This is a genomic window from Lacticaseibacillus brantae DSM 23927, from assembly GCF_001436115.1.
Classification (GTDB): domain Bacteria; phylum Bacillota; class Bacilli; order Lactobacillales; family Lactobacillaceae; genus Lacticaseibacillus; species Lacticaseibacillus brantae.
Map to the genome: position 1 here is coordinate 71987 of NZ_AYZQ01000005.1, position 19962 is coordinate 91948.

General features: G+C 48.0%; 17 protein-coding genes. 5 read left to right on the plus strand and 12 right to left on the minus strand.

Annotated elements, in window-relative coordinates:
- Positions 1-56: 56 nt before the first annotated feature.
- The 3 genes from metG to FC34_RS08760 form a co-directional block, all read right to left on the minus strand.
- Positions 57-2066: a methionine--tRNA ligase gene (gene metG, locus FC34_RS08750; protein WP_268872382.1), complete on the minus strand. Its 2010-nt coding sequence runs from the start codon at positions 2064-2066 to the stop codon at positions 57-59.
- 82 nt (positions 2067-2148) lie between these two features.
- Positions 2149-2973 (minus strand): DUF72 domain-containing protein, encoded by an 825-nt coding sequence (locus FC34_RS08755; protein WP_057895053.1) that lies wholly within the window; start codon positions 2971-2973, stop codon positions 2149-2151.
- Positions 2966-3436, minus strand: coding sequence for an NUDIX domain-containing protein (locus tag FC34_RS08760; RefSeq protein ID WP_057895054.1), 471 nt, complete (start codon positions 3434-3436; stop codon positions 2966-2968). Before FC34_RS08760 ends, FC34_RS08755 begins: the two co-directional genes overlap by 8 nt.
- A gap of 165 nt (positions 3437-3601) precedes the next feature.
- On the opposite strand from FC34_RS08760, the gene FC34_RS08765 reads away from it, so the two are divergent.
- The gene (locus FC34_RS08765) at positions 3602-4750 is read left to right on the plus strand and encodes an ABC transporter ATP-binding protein (protein ID WP_057895055.1); all 1149 of its coding nucleotides are present in this window, start codon (positions 3602-3604) and stop codon (positions 4748-4750) included.
- A gap of 156 nt (positions 4751-4906) precedes the next feature.
- Here FC34_RS08765 and FC34_RS08770 read toward each other — a convergent pair whose 3' ends face one another.
- Both FC34_RS08770 and FC34_RS08775 read right to left on the minus strand, forming a co-directional pair.
- Positions 4907-5494, minus strand: coding sequence for a TMEM175 family protein (locus FC34_RS08770; protein ID WP_057895056.1), 588 nt, complete (start codon positions 5492-5494; stop codon positions 4907-4909).
- A complete protein-coding gene (locus FC34_RS08775) occupies positions 5491-6189 on the minus strand; it encodes an NAD-dependent protein deacylase (protein ID WP_057895057.1) in 699 nt (232 codons plus the stop codon). The genes FC34_RS08770 and FC34_RS08775 overlap by 4 nt, the downstream gene beginning before the upstream one ends.
- An 81-nt stretch (positions 6190-6270) precedes the next feature.
- Here FC34_RS08775 and FC34_RS09715 point away from each other — a divergent pair, with 81 nt between their 5' ends.
- Positions 6271-6417 carry a hypothetical protein gene (locus FC34_RS09715; RefSeq protein WP_157052281.1) on the plus strand — a complete coding sequence of 49 codons (147 nt, stop codon included), beginning with the start codon at positions 6271-6273 and terminating at the stop codon, positions 6415-6417.
- An 86-nt stretch (positions 6418-6503) separates the two neighbouring features.
- Here the strand turns inward: FC34_RS09715 and FC34_RS08780 are convergent, their stop codons facing one another.
- Together FC34_RS08780 and FC34_RS08785 are read right to left on the minus strand one after the other, a co-directional pair.
- Positions 6504-7454 carry a hypothetical protein gene (locus tag FC34_RS08780; protein WP_057895058.1) on the minus strand — a complete coding sequence of 317 codons (951 nt, stop codon included), beginning with the start codon at positions 7452-7454 and terminating at the stop codon, positions 6504-6506.
- A 12-nt stretch (positions 7455-7466) separates the two neighbouring features.
- Positions 7467-8246 (minus strand): PHP domain-containing protein, encoded by a 780-nt coding sequence (locus tag FC34_RS08785; RefSeq protein ID WP_057895059.1) that lies wholly within the window; start codon positions 8244-8246, stop codon positions 7467-7469.
- Positions 8247-8312: 66 nt separating this feature from the next.
- Between FC34_RS08785 and FC34_RS08790 the strand changes: the two genes are divergently transcribed.
- From FC34_RS08790 to FC34_RS08800, 3 genes are all read left to right on the plus strand, one after another.
- On the plus strand, positions 8313-8819 hold the full coding sequence (locus tag FC34_RS08790) for a YbhB/YbcL family Raf kinase inhibitor-like protein (protein WP_057895060.1): 507 nt from the start codon (positions 8313-8315) through the stop codon (positions 8817-8819).
- A gap of 60 nt (positions 8820-8879) precedes the next feature.
- Complete coding sequence (locus tag FC34_RS08795) at positions 8880-9407, plus strand: dihydrofolate reductase family protein (RefSeq protein WP_057895061.1); 528 nt, start codon at positions 8880-8882, stop codon at positions 9405-9407.
- Positions 9408-9541: 134 nt separating this feature from the next.
- Positions 9542-11143 carry an ATP-binding cassette domain-containing protein gene (locus FC34_RS08800; RefSeq protein ID WP_057895062.1) on the plus strand — a complete coding sequence of 534 codons (1602 nt, stop codon included), beginning with the start codon at positions 9542-9544 and terminating at the stop codon, positions 11141-11143.
- A 40-nt stretch (positions 11144-11183) separates the two neighbouring features.
- Here FC34_RS08800 and FC34_RS08805 read toward each other — a convergent pair whose 3' ends face one another.
- The 5 genes from FC34_RS08805 to FC34_RS08825 form a co-directional block, all read right to left on the minus strand.
- Positions 11184-13850 carry an HAD-IC family P-type ATPase gene (locus tag FC34_RS08805; protein WP_057895125.1) on the minus strand — a complete coding sequence of 889 codons (2667 nt, stop codon included), beginning with the start codon at positions 13848-13850 and terminating at the stop codon, positions 11184-11186.
- Positions 13851-14096: 246 nt separating this feature from the next.
- Positions 14097-15077, minus strand: a complete 981-nt coding sequence (locus FC34_RS08810) for a DUF1002 domain-containing protein (protein ID WP_057895063.1) — start codon at positions 15075-15077, stop codon at positions 14097-14099.
- Between the two features lie 103 nt (positions 15078-15180).
- Positions 15181-16116, minus strand: a complete 936-nt coding sequence (ppx, locus tag FC34_RS08815) for an exopolyphosphatase (protein ID WP_057895064.1) — start codon at positions 16114-16116, stop codon at positions 15181-15183.
- A gap of 28 nt (positions 16117-16144) precedes the next feature.
- Positions 16145-18307, minus strand: coding sequence for an RNA degradosome polyphosphate kinase (locus tag FC34_RS08820; RefSeq protein ID WP_057895065.1), 2163 nt, complete (start codon positions 18305-18307; stop codon positions 16145-16147).
- 2 nt (positions 18308-18309) lie between these two features.
- On the minus strand, positions 18310-19833 hold the full coding sequence (locus tag FC34_RS08825; RefSeq protein ID WP_057895126.1) for a Ppx/GppA phosphatase family protein: 1524 nt from the start codon (positions 19831-19833) through the stop codon (positions 18310-18312).
- Positions 19834-19962: the final 129 nt, after the last annotated feature.

Below are 19962 nucleotides of genomic sequence, written 5' to 3' on the forward strand. Positions count from 1 at the left end.
ACAAAACACATTGTTTTGTCCCAGTTCCCCGTTTGATTTGCATTCAATTAAGCAGCTTAGCCAATCAAGCTGCCATTTTCCAAATCGGTTGATACTTCTAATAGCGTAATGTCGCCTGCTTGGCTTTCGGCGCTCAGCAACATGCCTTCACTGAGTTCACCGCGTAATGTCCGCGGCTTCAGGTTGACGACAGCCATGACTTTCTTCCCAATCAGTTGTTCAAATTCTGGGTAATAAGCCGCAATCCCCGACAGGATTTGGCGGGTTCCTTGATCGCCGGCATCCAAGGTAAACTTCAACAGTTTGTCGGCATTCTTCACCTTTTCAACGTTCAAGATTTCAGCGACCCGAATTTCGCTCTGATCAAAGGTGCCAAAATCAATCTCTGGTTTGCGGGTCTCTTCGTCTACCGTGATCTTGTCAGGCAGCTTCGGCGTCATCTGTTCCCGGATATACGCAATTTCTTCTTCCATGTCTAACCGAGGGAAGATTGGCGTCCCCTTCTCAACGACGACCGCATCACTTGGTAAGTGACCATATTCGAGTTTCATTTGCGCTTCGTTATCTTGATCTAACCCTAATTGGGCAAAAATCTGTAATGGGGCATGGGTCATGATTGGCTGAAGTAAGAGCGCAATCAAACGTAAGCTTTCAGCTAAGTGAGCCATCACGCTGGCTAATTCGTCAGCTTTAGCGGGATCCTTTGCCAAAATCCACGGTTCAGTTTCATCAATATATTTATTGGCCCGAGAAACCAAACGCCAAACCTGATCTAAGGCGTCTGAGAACTGTAAATTGTTCATTAAATCGTGATAAGCACTGACAGAGGTTTCGGCAACATTCTGTAGATCAGCATCAAATGCCGTATTGCCGACGCTCAACGATGGCACCTTGCCACCTTCATACTTATTAATCATGGCAATTGTGCGATTAAGCAGATTACCCAAGTCGTTAGCCAAGTCATAATTAATCCGGCTGACGAAATCTTCAGGCGTGAAAATCCCGTCATTCCCGAATGGAATGGCGCGCATAAGATAGTACCGCAGGGCATCCAACCCATACCGTTCAACGATCATTTCGGGATAGATAGCATTGCCTTTAGACTTACTCATCTTACCGTCTTTCATCACGAGCCAGCCATGACCATAAATCTTCTCTGGAAGAGGTAAATCGAGTGCCATCAACATAATTGGCCAGTAAATCGTATGGAAGCGGACGATTTCTTTACCAACTAACTGGACGTCAGCAGGCCAGAACTTGTCAAACAAATGATGATCAGAGCTGGTATAACCCAAGGCCGTGATATAGTTCAGCAAGGCATCAACCCAGACATAGACCACGTGCTTATCGTTACTTGGAATTGGCACACCCCAATTGAAGGTGGTCCGGCTCATGGCCAAGTCTTCTAAACCAGGCTTGATGAAATTGTTAATCATTTCATTCTTGCGTGATTCTGGTTGAATAAAGTCAGGATGCGTATCGTAATAAGCCAAAAGCCGATCAGCATACTTGCTCATCTTGAAGAAGTAGCTTTCTTCCTTAACCAATTCGACTTCGTGGCCGGATGGCGCTTTCCCACCAATGACATTACCTGCTTCATCGCGATACACTTCAGCTAATTGAGTTTCGGTGAAGTATTCTTCATCGTCAACGGAATACCAACCGGTGTATTCACCGAGATAAACATCACCTTGCGCAATGAGTCGTTCAACGACTTTTTGCACAGCGGCAACGTGTTCGGCATCTGTCGTCCGAATAAACTTATCATTGGTAATCTCAAGCATTTTCCACAACTGCTTGATTTGCGTCGCCATGCCATCAACATAGGCTTGTGGCGTGATATTGAGTTCTTCGGCTTTTTGTTCAATCTTCAAGCCGTGTTCGTCAGTTCCCGTCAGGAAAAAGACATCGTAACCCATCAACCGCTTATAACGAGCGAGCACATCCGCTGCAATGGTTGTATAGGCGTTACCGATATGTAATTTACCTGATGGATAATAAATTGGTGTGGTTACGTAGAAGGTTGATTTTTCTGCCATAATTGCGTCCTCCGCTGTGAAGTTCAGATTGCCACTAGTATAGCATAATTGCACCCTACCATGCGGCCACTCGCCAAAAATGTCCCTGCCGGTCAGATAATGGCCCGCTTTAGAACAAATCCAATTGGGCTGGGCCAAGGCCTGGAAAGTCTAGCCCAAGTAAATCAATAAATGCTTTCGCGTCACCTGCAGCAGCGCCACCACCATTGTTATTAAAAATGACCACGACCCGTTTGGAGTCGAGTTGTCGGGCCACGGTGCCCAACTGGGCCAGTTCTGGCTCGCTGTATTGATAATCGGTCCGCTCAGGCCGTTGTTGAGTCGCCCACCCCAGCGTGTTGCGCCCATGTAGCCGCATCATTGTTAATTCCGAATTCGTCGCGACTGGCACCATTGGGACTGAGCCACCAGGTGTCTGGGGTTCATCCACGACAACGTGAATTAACTCTAATTGCCGCAATAAGTCTAAGGTGGATGCCCGATACTGTGGGGCATACCAACTACTGTGCCGGAATTCAACCGCCAGTGGTAAGTGTGGGTATTGTTGACGTAGGCTTCGCAGATAGTGAACATGCGCACCACTAACCCCGAAATACGGTGGGAATTGGAACAGGACTGCCGTTAGTTGATTCGTCGCAATCAGTGGGGTGAGACTTTGGACGAATTCAGCAAACATCGTTGGCTGGTTCAACGCCTGGTTAGTCTTTTGTCGATGTTGGGTCAAGGCTCCTGGTGCTTTGACGATGAATTGGAACTGCGCAGGGACCTGCTGTTGCCATTGCGCAACCACGCTTTCGGATTTGACGCCATAGAACATCGTATCGATTTCCACAACAGGAAAATGGGACGCATAGTCGCTGAAAGTACTGACCTTTTTACCTGTCGCCGACAATTCTGGATGGTCGGCGACACTCGTTAAGCCCACCTCAATCATCGGCAATGACCAAGGACTCAAATTTGGTTCCTGTAAAGTCAGACCGATACGCATGCTGTTCACCGGCTAACCAACGCGGTAACAGCGCTTTTAAATCTGCCACTATGCCGAGATTATCAGGTGCTGTCAGCCACTCACGGTCGACTGCTGCTAACAGCCCCTCACGTGTCATCAGCGGCCAGGCCCCAGTCTGGGTGGTCGTGCCACTGAAAAGATACAAATCGGCGCGAAATTGGCCATCAACATACCAATGCACCACCCCATTGGCTTGCAGCTTGGCTGCAGTCAGGGTCAGCCCCGATTCTTCTACCAATTCTCGTTGCGCCCCTGCTTTCGGGGTTTCATCTGGTTCAATTTTGCCCCCTAAGGCATTCCATAGTCCCCGATAGGGCGGTTTCTTTCGGTTAATGAGCAGTATACCTGCCGGCGTTTCAACCAAAATCAATGTGTATGCTTGTGCCAATTCACTCACCTCATTTTGAATTTAGTGTAGCATAATCGTTCCGAATGATAACGTTTTCGTCAATGTGCCGAAAAAATCAGGGCAGTTTTTGGGCAACTTCAAGTTTTCTTGTAAACCGCTTACATCTATAATGAAGTTATTAAGACAAGAAGGAATGGTGACATCATGGTTGAAATCGATTTGGATCACATCTACAAGAAGTATCCTAACGCTGAGAACTATTCAGTGATGGACTTTAATTTACACATTAAGGATAAGGAATTCATCGTCTTCGTTGGCCCTTCTGGTTGCGGGAAGACCACAACCTTGCGGATGATTGCCGGGCTTGAGGACATCACTAAGGGTGAACTCAAGATGGGCGGCCAAGTCATGAACGATGTGGCCCCTAAAGATCGGGACATCGCCATGGTGTTCCAGAACTACGCGTTGTATCCACATATGACCGTGTTTGATAACATGGCCTTTGGTTTGAAATTACGTAAGTATGGCAAAGATGATATTAAGAAACGGGTTGACTATGCGGCTGATATCTTGGGGCTGACCGATTTCCTTGATCGTAAGCCTGCCGCATTATCTGGTGGTCAACGGCAACGTGTTGCGTTAGGCCGGGCGATTGTCCGTGACGCACCCATCTTCTTGATGGATGAACCTCTGTCTAACTTGGATGCCAAACTCCGGGTGTCCATGCGGGCCGAAATTGCCAAGTTACATCAACGTTTGAACACCACAACGATTTACGTTACCCATGACCAAACTGAAGCGATGACCATGGCTGATCGCGTGGTGGTAATGTCTGTTGGTAAGATTCAACAAATCGGGACCCCAGCCGAAGTATATGACAACCCTCGCAATGAATTCGTGGCCGGGTTTATCGGCAGCCCATCAATGAACTTCTTCAATGTCACCTACAAAGATGGCGTGATTACTGACGGTCAAGGCTTAACCTTGAGCCTGCCAGAAGGCCGGGCGAAGATTCTGAATGATCGTGGCTACAATGGTAAGGAAGTCGTCTTTGGGATTCGGCCTGAAGACATCCACACTGAACAAGCCTTCCTGGACACCTGGCCAGGGGCCAAAATCACTGCTGAAGTGGTTGTTTCTGAATTGCTTGGCGCAACGTCTCAGCTTTACAGTCGGGTTGACGGCACTGAATTCGTCGCTACCGTTGATGCACGTGATTTCCACAACCCTGGGGATAAATTAGAAATGGGCTTTGATATTAACAAGGCTCACTTCTTCGACAAAGACACCACCGATGCCATTGTCACCCAAGAATCACAAGATGCGATGACACAAGAACAATCCATCGCCTAAAGAAATAAAGTTGTGACAAAAGGGGCTATGAGAATGAGGATTGACCGGGATTCTCAACCTTTTGGAACACGATTAATCAATAATGTACGTAAAAATAAGAGGCTGTGACACTCCCCGAAGGGTTATGTCACAGCTTCATTTTTGTAGCCATCGATTTTAGATTTTCTTTTGGATGTGAATTTCAATGCGACGCTCGGGGACCACCCACAGTAACAAGAGGAAGGTATCAACGATGATGGTCAGTGGTGGCCAGATGAAGGCTAAGCCAATGGCCACGATGTTCACCGCGATGGAAATGAGTGGTTTGTTATAGTTTTGGCCCAACAACTTGCGGATCTCTGAGTTGGTCCCTGACGCCTTAATCAGGCATTGGATTAACACATAGAACATAATATTAGTGAAGAGCACGACCAAGCCATATAACATTTCAGGCGCATAACTGTCGATATGATGCGCCCCCACCCATGAGGTCGCGAACGGAAACATCGAAATGGCCAATAGAAACAGCAGGTTGGACCAGAGCACCGCCCCATTAATTCGCTGGACGATTTGGAATAAATGGTGATGGTTGTTCCAGTACACAGCCAAAGTCAAAAAAGAAACCAAGTACGCCATAAAAGTGTAACGCAAGTCCCATAGCGCCGCGGGGTTGCCAGATTCTGGTGGCCGTAAATCTAAGACCATGATGGTAATAATGATGGCGACCACGCCATCAGTAAATGCTTCAAGACGATTTTTAGTCACAATTGTTCTCCTAATTGCGTAAAGATTTCACCGGCCTCCCCAAGGACAAGCTGGGCCTTGGGTGGCAACGGAATTTGCTCGCGGTTGACTGCCACTAAAGTCGCGGCAGGATTGGCATATTCAATCAGGCCCGCAAATGGATAGACTTGGAAACTGGTGCCCACAACTACAATTAAGTCGGCGTTAGCTACCGCAGCCACGGACCGATTAAGGGTGTCCGGATTAATTTGTTCACCATACAACACGATGTCTGGGCGTAAAATGCCACCATCTTCAGCGTGCACGTCGGATTGCCGATACTTCGCATAGTCAAACTGATGATGACACGCTTGGCAATAAATCCGATACAAATTACCGTGGAACTCCAAGACATTGTTGGCACCAGCCTGGCGATCAAGCCCATCCACATTCTGGGTGATGATTGTCCCTTTGTGGTTCGAGATACGGGCCATGACCTCATGAACGATATTTGGCTTAGCTTCTGGATGATACATATTGGCCAAAACCCACTGGTGGAAGCCTTGATGATCTTCAACTAAATAATCATGGGACAGGGCATATTCCGGCCGAATTTTATTCGCGTAAAGCCCGTCTTTTGAGCGATAATCTGGAATGCCAGATAACGTAGAAACCCCCGCCCCAGTCAGAAAAACAACCTGTGTGGCTTGTTGAATTGCTTTTGTCAGATCAAACATATTTATCGTCCTCTCCATGCGTCAAGGGTGTACACTTAAATTAGTAAACGAATCAGGAACGATTAAAAAGGAGGCAAGCGTATGGCTAATCACAGATTTGCCCATTTTCTCAGTTACGTGTTTATTGCGATTGTGCTCGCCATTGGCCTGCTCGTTCTCTACCACGGGATTGAGTTCGCCATCTATAACGTGCCATTCATCTTTGGACATCGCTTTGGCGGCCACTAAGAAGTTCAATGATTAGGGTTATGACAATGGTCATGACCCTTTTTTAGTGGCCTGGCAGATCAGCTGTTGTCACTGCTTAGTGGGAGTTACTCCCGGACAGTATAGTCGATGTGGTATTGGTCAAAAATTTCATGCAGTGGCTGTTGATAAAGTACTTGAAAGGCCTCTGGTGTGGCGGCCTTGCCTTGTAGGGGCAAGACAAAAGCGTTTTGCTGATCGCTGATGCCCAATGCCACGTAAGCGCGGTCCTTCGTGCTGCGGTCCCGATAATCGCTGTGCTTCAATTCAAAGACTTGATTCAGCGTGAGCCGCAATTGCCGGTTCGACAACACCGGTGGGATAGTCGCGAATTCTGGGTTCGTCGTTGGTTGATAGCCAAGCTGATTCAAGAGATCATCAAAGCGATTAAACAGTTGAACGACTGCGCGGCGGAAGGTGAATGGGGTGTCAATTGGCTTGTCGAGTAATTCGGTATAAAGTCCTTGGGCGTACTGGAAAGCCCGCGGGAAATCATGTCCCCACTGTGTGCGGTGTGCGTCTGTGCCCCCATTAAAGAACGTTAAGAAATCAACCAGCGTCAGAATGCGGAAAATGATTAAGTCGCTGGTCTCTGGGGTTTCTACTGGCACTGTGGCCGTGAAGGCAGCCTGCACCTGTTCTTCCACAGTGGCGTCAATGATGCCATTTTCTCGTTGCCAGGCGGCAATCAAGGCGTGAGCGGCGACATTATACAATGATGTTGATGTGGCATAGAGTTGATCATCTAGATTCGGTGTTCCCGTCAACAAGTGATACTGCAATTGGGGATAACCCTTCATTTGTAACAACAAATGCAGCAGCTCATGACTCAAAGTGTACTCAACGTTTGTCGTATCGGTCACCCGAATCTGGAGTGTGCCATCGGGCAAAAGCTCTTGTTGGCTTTGTTCATGTGAAAGCTGACCACTGGCTGGCCCTTCCACAACAATTTTGACTGGCGCCGAATAATGGGCTTGAATATCGTCAATCATGGCTTGTAATGCAGGTGAATAACTCATAATTTTCCTCCGTTAGAATGTTACTGGCGATGGTTGGTGCTGTTGATAAGTCACTAATTGGTGCACACCGAGCTGATGCAGCAAATGCTTTGCTTCATCAAACCCGTTGGCATACTTATCGACCGTGTGGGCGTCACTCCCCAAAGTAAATAATGTGCCCCCGAGTGCTTGATACCAAGGAATCACAGTTGCATACAGGGCCTCATTCTCCCAGCGGTACATCGATTTCGTGTTCAGTTCGAATGCTATGTGCTTGGCGATCATCGTCTTAAAAATCTCGGTTAATAATGGTTTGGCCCAGGCGGTCAATTGTTCTGGAGTCACGTCCAGGACCCGCAGACCATAATCAAAGTGTGCTAAGACATCAGCGTAACCCACCTCACGGACACCCGCTAACATCGTTTCATAATAGGCTTGCACATGGGCCTTTTGGTCGACTGTTCGAAAGTATGGATTTTGATAATCATAATCCCCATCTTGATGGAAGCTTAGAAGGGTCAGATCGTAATCATTGGCAGCTAGGTAAGTGGCGATTTGGTCTGCCAGTGGTGCTCGATAACCAACTTCCACACCCAAAAGAATGCGATTAGGAAAGACCGTCCGCAACTTTTTGGCTTCGGCGACGTAGGCGGAATAATCCGGGGCATCATCATGCCCACCATCATCTGGATTCTGAAACTCAAGGTGTTCAGTTGTCACCACTGGTAACGTGGTCTGTGCCAAATACGCCGCCCATTCTGCTGACGAGTCAAATGAGAAGTAGGTGTGGACGTGCTGATCGTAGTAAGTCATTGCCAGTCACCTCACTTTGTAAAATCGTGTTATCTTTAAAGTAACCTTAATAAGGAGGGATTTCAAATGCGAGTTACTGTACCGCTCAATGCCGGCTATTTACCAGATGAATTCGGTAAATACGCCCCAACAAAATATCTATCTCAAGACTTCCCCATTCGCAGCTTCCCCATCTCAATTGATCAGGTTCCGGATGGGACGGCAAGCTTCGCCCTGTCCGTCATCGATTGGGATTCCATTCCCGTCGCTGGCTTTGCTTGGATTCACTGGGTTGCCGTTAATATCCCTGGCGATACCCGCCTCATCCCTGAAAATGCCAGTCAAAGTGGCTTCCCAATGATCCAGGGCACGAATTCAAATGGCGGGTCGTTGATTGGCTTTCCTGACCCGGCGATTACGCAACACTACGTTGGCCCACAACCACCGAATCAAGACCACAATTACACGCTGACCGTCTCAGCGTTGGATACGATGCTCGATGTCAAACCGGGATTCTGGTTAAATGAAGCCCGAGCTGCAATGGCCGGCCACGTTCTGGCGCAAGCGACCTTGTCAATTCTCTCGCGGGTTTAACGGGACAATGTAAGCGCTTTTGTGATATGATTAACGTATTCAAACAAGGGAGTTGGTCATATGAGTGAACGCAAGGTAATCCTGTACTTGGCTGAAAGTTTAGACGGTTTTATCGCCGAAACCGATGGTGGGGTCGATTGGCTCCAGAATAATTCCAGCGCCGCTGATTTGGCTTATCAACAATTCTACCGGAGCATCGACACGGTGCTTATGGGCCGCAAAACGTACCAACGGGCCTTGCAATTAGCGGGCAGTTATCCGTACCAAGATAAGGAAAGTTACGTTTTCTCCACCACTTTGCACAATACTGACGACCCCAGCACGGTCGTGGCCGGCAACATTCCAGAATTTGTTCGCAAACTCAAAAACCAACCTGGTAAAGATATTTGGCTGGTTGGTGGGGCCGATATTTTCACCGATCTGCTTAAAGAGGACTTGATTGATCGCTTGATGATTACGATTGCCCCGGTTTTATTGGGAGAAGGGATTTCTCTTGTCGCGTCGCAACTGACCGACGTGCCGTTGAATCTGATTGAAAGCCAGCAATTTGACCAATTCGTGCAACTCACTTACGACGTCAAAAAATAAGTACCAGACAAACAGCCATTCCGGTTTGGGAAGGGCTGTTTTTTTGGCCAAAATTCAGTTTTTAAGATTGACATGAGAAAACAATAAGTGCATTCTCATTTAAAACATCACCCTAACTCTTGGAGGAGATTCGTATGAAAACAGTGATTAGACCTTATCGATTGCGTTTTGCCGGTTTGGGCTTCATTGCTTTGATTAATATTGTGGCCGCAACTGGGAGCGCGGTCGTCTTAACTATCGCGATTAATGCCATCCTTGCGCGCAACATGGCGCAATTCTTCTTATGGATGCTGGCTTCATTTGGGTGTTTTGTCATCGCCAAAATCTGCGATTACATCAGCGGCGTTGGCTTTGAACGGACGGTCCAGGCCATCAATCATGATGTTCGCCAAGCGGTCTTGCAAGATACCACCTCGTCGTACGCCAAGATTCTGACCTACGACCAGAACGCCGGTTTAAACCTGTTGACCAATGATATTGTCATCTTAACGAACAAATACTTCTATGGTCGCTTTAGGGCATTCCAGTCGGCAGCGAGCGTGATTATGGCGGGGATTGCGCTTCTCGCCTACCATTGGTCGCTCATTTTGACAGCCTTGGTGCTGGCCGCCTTACTGTTGGTGGCGCCGCAATTGGCCCAAGCCCGCTTAGAAGGGATTACCGCCGTCATCTCCAAGGCCAATGAGAACCTAACTGCCCAAGTCAAAGATTGGACGGCCGGACTGACCGAACTCTACTGGAACGGAGCGCTGCATCGGCTGTGGCCGATTTTGCAAAAACCGGCTCACGATGTTGAACAGGCCAACGTCCGAGAACAACAAATTGGCAAGTCGCTTTCTGCCGCCCTCGAATTACTCGATTTATTTTCGCAGGTAGTGCTATTGGCCTTGTGTGGCTTCTTGGCCATTATTGGGACAGTGTCTTTCGGCGTGGTTGTCAGCACCGGCAATCTGGCCGGCCAAATTTTTGGTGCCAGTGCCCAATTTGCCCTCAATCTCGGGTCAATCGCCCAGGGCAAGGCCATCGCGGCCAAGCTTGATCCCATTTTGACGGCTACCGCCCAGCCAGAAGCCGCGGGCACCGCCCATCTCGACTTGCAAGCACCTGTCGCCATCAGTGCCCAAGGCTTGAGCTATGAATTTGCCACCCACCAAACCGTCAGTTTCCCCGACTTCACGATTCATCCTGGCCAAAAAGTCGCCATCCTCGGTGAAAGTGGCCGCGGGAAAACAACGCTCACCAATATCATCACCGGGACCTACCCCAACTATTCAGGCTCCCTCGTCTTACAGGACACAGAAGTCAGTCAATTGGATCCCCAGGATCTGAATGCCCTCATCGGTGTGATGAACCAGACCCCGACATTGTTCCCGACAAGCTTGAAAGAAAACGTCTTACTCTTTGACAATCAATTGGCGCCGGCACTGGCCACCACGCTTGGCAGTGTCAATTTAGCAACCAAGGTTTCAGAGTTACCTGAGCAAGAAGAGACTCAGGTCAATCCAGACGGGTCTGAACTGTCCGGTGGGGAGCGCCAACGACTGGCATTGGCACGCGCGCTGATTCGGGACAAGAAGGTACTCGTGATTGATGAAGGCACCTCAGCACTGGATTCAGCCAACGAAACTGCGATTGTGAACTACTTACTGGCTCTACCTGATATCACCGTCATTTTAATTACCCACTCAACAAATCAAGCTTTGTTAGATCGATTCGATCAGCAAATTGCGCTGTAGACGCGAAAACAGCTTCCCAAGCTGGGAAGCTGTTTTTTTGTTAGGCTTGTTGCTTGGTTGCCCATCGTGTATGCCAATGGCGAATGACTTTATCCAATTCAGCTAACAAGAATGGCACTGTTGCCACCACAATGGCTACCAACCACTCCATACCAGTCAATGGTTCAGTGTAGAACCATTGCTGCATGAAAGGGACATAGGTCAAGACGAGTTGCAAGCCAATCATTGCTGCGATAATCGCAAAAGCCTTCTGATTGGTGAAGAATGCCTTCGAGAAGGCCAACGCGTTTGTTCGGATGTTAAACAGATAGAAGATTTTACTGATGACGATGATATTGACCATCATTGTGCTGGCTGTCGCTTGGTCGGCGCCGACACTCAGCAACCAATCGTAGGCCAGCAAGGAAACGGCGGCCATGGATAACGACACGTACGCCATCTGGAAAACATCGTGGCGATTCATTAGGTGGGCATGGTTACTACGGGGCGGCCGCAGCATGAGGCCAGCTTCCGCCGGTTCAAAAATGAAGGCAAACTGAATCGTAATTGCAGAGACCATGTTAATCCACAACAGTTGTGCTGCCTGCAGCGGCATTTCGCGTTGCAATAGAATAGTCAAAGCCACAATCAGACCCTCAGCAAAAGAAGTCGGCAACAGGAACAGAATACTTTTGCGGATATTGTCATAAATCCGCCGACCTTCACGAATTGCTGCACTCATGGTGGAGAAATTATCATCGGTCAGAATCATATCAGCCGCATCTTTGGCGACGTCTGTCCCTTTGATGCCCATGGCGACCCCAATATCCGCTTGACGAAGCGCCGGCGCATCGTTGACGCCATCCCCAGTCATCGCCGTCACTTGGCCATCCGCTTGCAAAGCGGCGACAATTTCTAATTTGTTCTGCGGGGTGGTACGGGCAAACACTTGATGGGTACGCGCGGCCACTTGTTGCTGGTCGGCGTCAAGGGCTTCCCATTCTTGGCCGGTCATGACTTGAATATTATCAGCCAGTCCGAGTTGTTCGCCAATGGTCTTAGCCGTCAACGGATGGTCACCGGTGATCATTTTGACCGCGACACCAGCTCGGCGCATCTCTTGCAGCGCTTTAACCACTGACGCTTGGGGTGGATCCATAATGCCTGCCACCCCTAAGAAATGAATCCCTTGGGCAATCAGCTCATGTGTCACTTCCATGACATCGCTGGCCACATCTTGATAACCAACAGCCACAACCCGCTTACCCTCTAATGATAAAGCTTGGACCACCTGATTCCAGTGGGCCTCATCAAAGTCACCTTGGGCCAGAGGCAACAGCTTATCTGGTGAGCCCTTGATGAACAGACGCTTTTGTCCGGAATCGAGTTGGACGAGTTTAGCCATATACCGATAGTCCGAGTCAAATGGCAGCATGTCGATTTCGGTTTCAGGCTGCGCCGTTTCGTAATTGAATTGTTTGTAATACAGGGTCAAAAAGGCCCCGTCAGTCGGTTCACCGTTGATTTCAAAGCCTTGTTCACCAGAAACAAGCACTGTATCGTTGGCTTCATAACCCGCCTGCAAGAACAGACTTAATTGTTCCGTAAGTGGTGCTGGCTGATCGTCCAACATAATCTGGCCACTTGGGGTGTAGCCATCACCAGTCACCGTTAAATGCTCAGATTCCAGATAGATATCTTTCACGGTCATTTGGTTCTCAGTCAGCGTCCCCGTTTTATCGGTCGTAATGACGTCCACTGAGCCTAAAGTTTCAACGGCTGGCAGTGTTTTGACAATTGCATGCTGATTCTTGGCCATGTCGCTAACGCCCATCGCAAGAATCACTGAGGTTGTCGCAGGTAACCCTTCTGGCATTGATCCAACAATCATTGTCACGACGGCCAAGGCCAAGGCCGAGACCGCATAAATTTGTAGCCACAAACCTAGCCCAAACAGGACCACCGCCACGGCTAACACGACGTAGGAGACACTAGAACCTAAGTGATCAATTTCTCGCATCAACGGTGTCTTGCGCGGCTTAACGGCCTGAACTGCTGTTGAAATTTGCCCAATTTGCGTTGCTTGGGCAATCGCAGTGACCACACCCAGACCACTCCCATTGGTCACAGCGGTGGTGGCAAAGGCCATATTATGCTGATCTGCCAACGGAATTTCACCGCTTAAGGCAGTGATTGTCTTCTCAACTGAGTCAGCTTCACCTGTTAAGGCTGATTCTTGAATCCGCAAGTTATCAGACTCAACAATTCGCAAGTCAGCCGGGACATTATCACCAGCTTCCAAGAAGACCACATCTCCAACAACCAAGTCACTGGCTGGAATATCAATCCGCATCCCGTCTCGATACACCGAAGCCTGGGTGGCCATCATTGCCTTGATCTTAGCTAGGGCATTGGCCGCACTAACCTCTTGGTAATAACCAATGAACGCATTAATAATCACGACAATGGCAATGACGATAGCATCAGAATAGTGCCGCATCAAAATGGTTAACAAAGCGGCAAAGAGCAAAATGTAAATAATCAGGTTGTTAAATTGGCGCAAGAATATCCGCCACTTGGGGGTGGTCGGACTGGTTAATTCATTGTGACCATCTCTGGCCAGACGCGATTGAGCCTCAGTAGCATCGAGTCCTTGTTCAAAATTGCCTTCAGGAAAGTCCTGGGCAAAATCAGCGACAGCGCGCTGATACGCATGGGTTTTTGTCATCATTCAAAATTCTCCTTATTCTCAGGGATCAATTCAGCATCAAGGATAGTGCTACTCCCGTCGAAAATAAGGCCAGTTCAATTGCCTATGTGCACCGTCGTCGTCTTCGGACACAGATTGCCACCTCCAGTTATATTTGTATTCAAGATATCAAATAATTTTATTCATTGTCAATCAGTCCAAAGCCGGACATCAAAAAAGCCAGCCCTCTCGCGTGTTGCGACTTGGCTGACTTCTGACTATCTGTTAATTAAATAAGCTTTGAACCCATGAGACGATACTGTTGAAGAAACTAACGATACTGTCCCAAATTTTTTGCAAGAAGTTACGATTCTCTTGCGTATTCAAGCTGGTGGACAACTTATCAAAGATGTTCTTAGCGCTGTTTTGAATACTGTTGGCCAACTTATTGGCTTGGTCTTTAAAGCTGTTGCTGTCCAACGCTCCGGACTTCTGAATCGTGGTTAAAAGATTAATAATCTGCGTCCGTTGGTTATTGTTAATAATGGTGTTGATGTTGTTTTGGGTCAAGTTACTATCCACAATCTTCCCAATCTGAGCCGAATCCAGCATCTTGTTCCCGTTGTTGGACTGAGACGCCATGTCGGACTTCATGCCTGCGACCGCATTGTTCAATTGCTTATCGGTGTAACCATCTTTACCCTGATTTGCTTGAGTGATTCCAGACAAGGTATTCACTTCTTGTTGGGCCGCATTGATTTGTGAAGCATTCAAGGTCTGGCCGTTATTAGCAAAGGCGGCATAGACCCCAGCTAAGGCACCGGAACCATCAATCCGAACGGCACTGGTAATATACAAATTCGCATTGCTAACCCCTGCAGTGAGGGCAGCATTGCGGTACTGATCGGCGGTGATGGTGGTGATATTATTCTGGCCATTGTATGGGACGATTTTGACGTTAATCCCACCGTTGCTGGTCTTTTGGACTAACGCGCTTGACCAAACCCCAGATGAACTCGTAAAGCTGCTGCCAGATGGATTCAAATACTTCACCAGCGTATCGCCGTTAACCGTCAATTCGGTCGCATTTGATGTCCCTGCGGCATCGTTCAAGGTACTCAATGTCCCTGATTTCTGATCCGCGGTTAGTGAACTGCCCAAAGTGGCCACTGGAGCTGACCAACTATCATCGGCATGGACGGTTTGTTGACCCAAACCAATCAAACCCAATGCCAAAACCCCAAAACTAATGAGTAATTTTTTCATGCTCAAACTCCATTCTGAATTTAAGATAATTGCTACTCTTACGTTATACCAAAAAAGTGGTGTCGCTGTCTCGACACCACTTTAATCTTAACGCTTTTGCAAATTATTTCCGCTCTGCCTCAGTCGCCGTCAAATATTCAAACAACGCGCCTTCACGCAGGCCATGCTGCGAGAAAGTAATCCGGTCTGAGTCCAAAAAGGCGAGCATTGTGACCACTGGAACTAAGCCGCCAACAATAATATCGGCTCGATATTTGGATAGGCCGGGGATAGCTTTTCGGCCCTCAAGATTTTGATTTAAGACATCGGTAAAAATCGCATTGGCCTCTTTAGCATGCATCCGATAGCCATGAATATCTTCAAAATTGGCAAAGTTCTCGCGCCGGCGTTCAATCTTGGCCAGGGTCCGATTACTGCCACCCAAGGCGATAATCGGCAAATTCTGGGCTTGGCGGAGCCACCAGATTCCATTGAAAATATTCTCAATTGCGACAATCAAGTTGAAGACTTCCGATGCGGAAATGACGTCCGCACTCAAATATTGTTCGGATAAATTGACGGACCCAAAGGGAATGGAGATTAAGTGCTGGAGCTTGCGATTTTGCACCAAAATCAATTCAGTCGAAGCCCCACCCGTATCCATAATCAGCGCATTTTGAATGGGTAGTGTATTAACCACGCCCAAGTAGTCATACTCAGCCTCTTTGGTCCCGGCGATAACTTCAATGTCCAAATCAACTTCGCGTTTGACCCGTTTTAAGAATTCTTTTTGGTTCTTGGCTTGGCGCGTCGCTGCAGTGGCCACGGCCTTCACGGTCAGGTTATCTAGTTCAGCATAGTCTTGTTTAAAGCCCTGCAGTGCGGCAATGGTTCGTGCCATTGCTGGCTCCTGCAAGACTTTATCAGCGCCCATCCCTTCGGATAAACGCACCATTTCCTTTAACCGACTAATCACATGATAGCTGCCATCCTCATCAATGCGCCACACGGTCAGGCGCGCCGAATTACTGCCTAAATCAATCACTGCAAAATGTTGCATATTAGCCTCCTAAACTTCTTCTGACGTTCTACGACTGATCTTCAGGTGCTTGCAACGGAATGAAATGTCGATCTTGTTGGGCATCAGGGGCTGCAGGTGTCTCTGGTGTGGCATTTAACTCATCACCCAAAGTCTTATTATGGGCAATCAGATATTCTTGGACGTCCAGTTGGGCGACCCCACGCAAGTCAGGCCGTTCCCAAGAATCATCAGCCATTAGAATTCGGGTTTTAACATTGTCCGACCACATCAGTTGATAGAGATTCAAGATGCGTTCACGAATGTCATCTTGCATGATTGGAAACAGCAATTCGACTCGGCGACTGAGGTTACGGTTCATCAAGTCAGCACTGGACAAGAAGACTTTCTCTTCGCCATCCGCATAGAAGCAATAAATCCGGCTATGTTCCAGGAGCCGGCCGACAATGGAGTGGACAGTAATATTGTCCGAAACACCAGGAATCCCAACTTTCAAATTACAGATTCCCCGCACAATTAGATGAATCTCCACTCCTGCGGCTGACGCCTCGTATAATTTCTGAATCATCGTAGTGTCAGAGAGTGAATTCATTTTCATTTGAATGAACCCCTTGCGACCGGCCTTCACTGCGGCAATTTCGTCATCCACCCGATCCATAAGGAAGTCACGCAAGGCAAGCGGTGCAATCGCTAATTGGTGGAAATACGGTGGTTCGGAGAAGCCAGACAACATATTGAAGATGTTGCTGGCATCAATGCCCATTTCAGTATCGGCGGTAAAGAGGCCCATATCTGTATAAAAGTGTGCTGTGACATCATTGTAATTCCCTGTGGCCATGTGCATGTACCGACGAATACCGTCTTCTTCTCGCCGGACAACCAGGGCTAATTTGGCATGGGTCTTTAAACCGACCAAGCCGTAAATGACATGACAGCCTGCCCGCTCAAGTTCTTTAGCCCAGTGAACATTGTTCTCTTCATCAAAACGGGCTTTCAACTCAACCAAAACGGTCACTTGCTTGCCGTTCTCGGCGGCTTGCTTCAGCGAAGCAATGATTGGCGAACGACTCGAAACCCGATAAAGCGTCATTTTGACCGCCAGCACTTGAGGATCAACCGCCGCTTGTTGAATAAAGTTTGTCACGGGATTGAAACTGTCATAGGGATGATGCATGAAGACATCCCGTTGGCGAATAACATCAAAAATTGACCCCTCGGCTAACTCTGGTGCGATATAAGGCGTATAGCTTGGATAGAGCCACTCAGCCTTGGCTTTGACCTGCTTCACGAGACTGTTGATGAACGTTAAATCAATTGGGCCTTTGATGGCATAGACATCATCTTCGCCAACCTCCAGCCACTTAATCAAGCGTTTGCGCAAATGCTTGCTCATTGTACTTTCAATTTCAAGGCGCATCACTTTACCGCGTTGACGCTTCTTGAGTTGTGACTGAATTTCTTTCAACAGATCAGACGCATCTTCTTCCGCCACGTCTAAGTCCATGTCCCGCGTAACTCGGAATAGTGCCGTATCTTTAATCTCGGCCCCAATAAAGAGTTCACCCACGAACTGGCGAATGACTTCTTCAAGCAGCATGAAGTGATTGGCCTCGTCTGGCAACCGCAAGACACGCGGGAAAACATCCGGAATTTGGACCATCGCAAACGACCGCGCTTTTTGGCCTTTGCCTTTATCCTCAGGCCGGACTAACCAAATCGCCAGGTTAAGCGTGTTATTGGCCAAAAACGGAAATGGCCGCGTTGGGTCCACGCCCATCGGGGTCAACACGGGATAGAGTTCTTGATGAAAATAGTCCGTCACAAATTGTTGCTGATGGCTGGACAATTCCGCAAAATCACGAATCATCACGCCCTCAGTTGCCAACCGCGGCACTAAGGAACGCTGCCACGTATTATATTGCTTATCCACCAGGCTGTGGGTCCGCTTGGCAATCGCCAACAATTGGGCTTGTGGGGTTAAACCAGACGCATCGGGTTGATGGTAATCAACCGCCACCATTTTGCGCAGTGAGGCCACCCGAATATTAAAGAATTCATCCAAGTTACTTTGGGTGATGGCCAGAAACCGGGCTCGTTCTAATAAGGGATTATTCTTGTCGCGGGCTTCTTCCAGCACGCGGTCATTGAAGGCCAGCCACGACAATTCACGGTTGGTGAAATATTCAGGTTTTGTAAAATCAGTTATCGCCATGACTATCGCCCTCCTTTCAATTCAACTGGCAGGCCAAAGACTTCAGTGAAGAAGCCCGACTTCCGCGCTAAGGTCCAGCGTTCTAGTTCGACATCATCGTTGGCTTTGACTGTCAGGACAATTTTGTTTGGTTTCAATGACACACTCAATTGTTGAATCTTTTGTTGGCGCGATGCATCAAGGCTGTCAGACACCCGTAGCAAGGCGGAGAGTTTAGCAATCCGCAGTCGGATATCAGTCTCAGTTGCTGGAAAGTCTTCCAAGTCTGTTTGTGGGGTATCACTACTGTGAAAATGCGCAATCGTTGCCACCATCTGCTGTTCCAGTTTGGTTAACCCAATAATATCTGACGCCAAAATAATATAATCTGAATGCGCATAATGCCGATGTGTATCAATATAACTCCCAATATCATTAACCGTCGCCGCCACTTGCAGCAACAGCCGATCTCGTTTAGTTAACCCATGCAACTTCTTCAATCGATCAAACAACTGCAGGGCGAACTTCACTGTTGTCTCACGATGGACGGGGTCAACCTGATACCGATTGGCAAGATTAACCGCACTGGTAATAATTTCTGCACTGGGGTCAAACTTGACCGGTTTAAAGCCGTCTTCAATCGCTTGATTAACCTCAACGCCATCCAATAACTTCAAGCTCGAAATCCAAATCGTTTGACTATTGAGCATTTTGACCAACTGGTTCATCAACAACACGGTTGGGAGGACTTGCGCAACTAGACTCAGGGGGAGATCGTAGTGATCCACTAAGTATTGGTCATTGGCGGAAACAATCCGCTGATACAACTCATCAAATTTATCGCGCGTTGTGGAAACACTACTCTCCCCGGCTGGAATCAGGGTTTCAAACACTGATAAGCTACTTCCCATCAGAATCATGTTCGGATAACTGACGTTGGGTGGTAATAACCGCATAAAGTCCAAAAGCCGGGAGTCAATAAAGTCCCGCAAAACTTCAACAAAGTTCGGCACATCGCGTTGGACATCGCGCATCACTTCATAAACTCGTAATGGGCCCAAATTAAAATTACGCGAAAACCCGAACTCACCATCAGCAAATGCAGTGAGTTCCACTGACCCTGAACTGATGTCAATCAGCATCGTCCCTGACTGGGTCACTGTTTCAAAGTTCGGGAACCGCGCCATCACCGCTTCATTCCGGAAGAAGGCCTCCTGGGAAATGGAAAGGTGCGAAATGGGCCAGCCAATTCGATTAAAAATTTGATCCCGGACAAACTCAGCATTGGGTGCTTCAAATAAACTGTGACTTCCGACCACATGGACGCTCTGAATACCATAGTCTTGAAAAATCTGTTTAATGGCGCGCAGAGCCGTTACAATTGTGTTAACGGTCTCTGGTGAAATACTTTGATCAGCAAAAACGTCTTCACCCAAGCCAATCGGATACTTGCCCCGCTCCACTTCGACCAAGGTACGTAAGTTTGTAATACTGAAGAAAATGTTCTGTGCGCCAATGACGACAAAACCTTGCGTTGTATTTGCCACCATATTCCCTGCTTTCTACTTGCTTTACTCCATGATAGCACTGGAGCCAGAAACTTCGCACTTTCAAACCTTGTCAGATTCTGCTTTGAAATGGTCGCCCCTAAGTAAGCGTTTTTATCTCATGCGTGG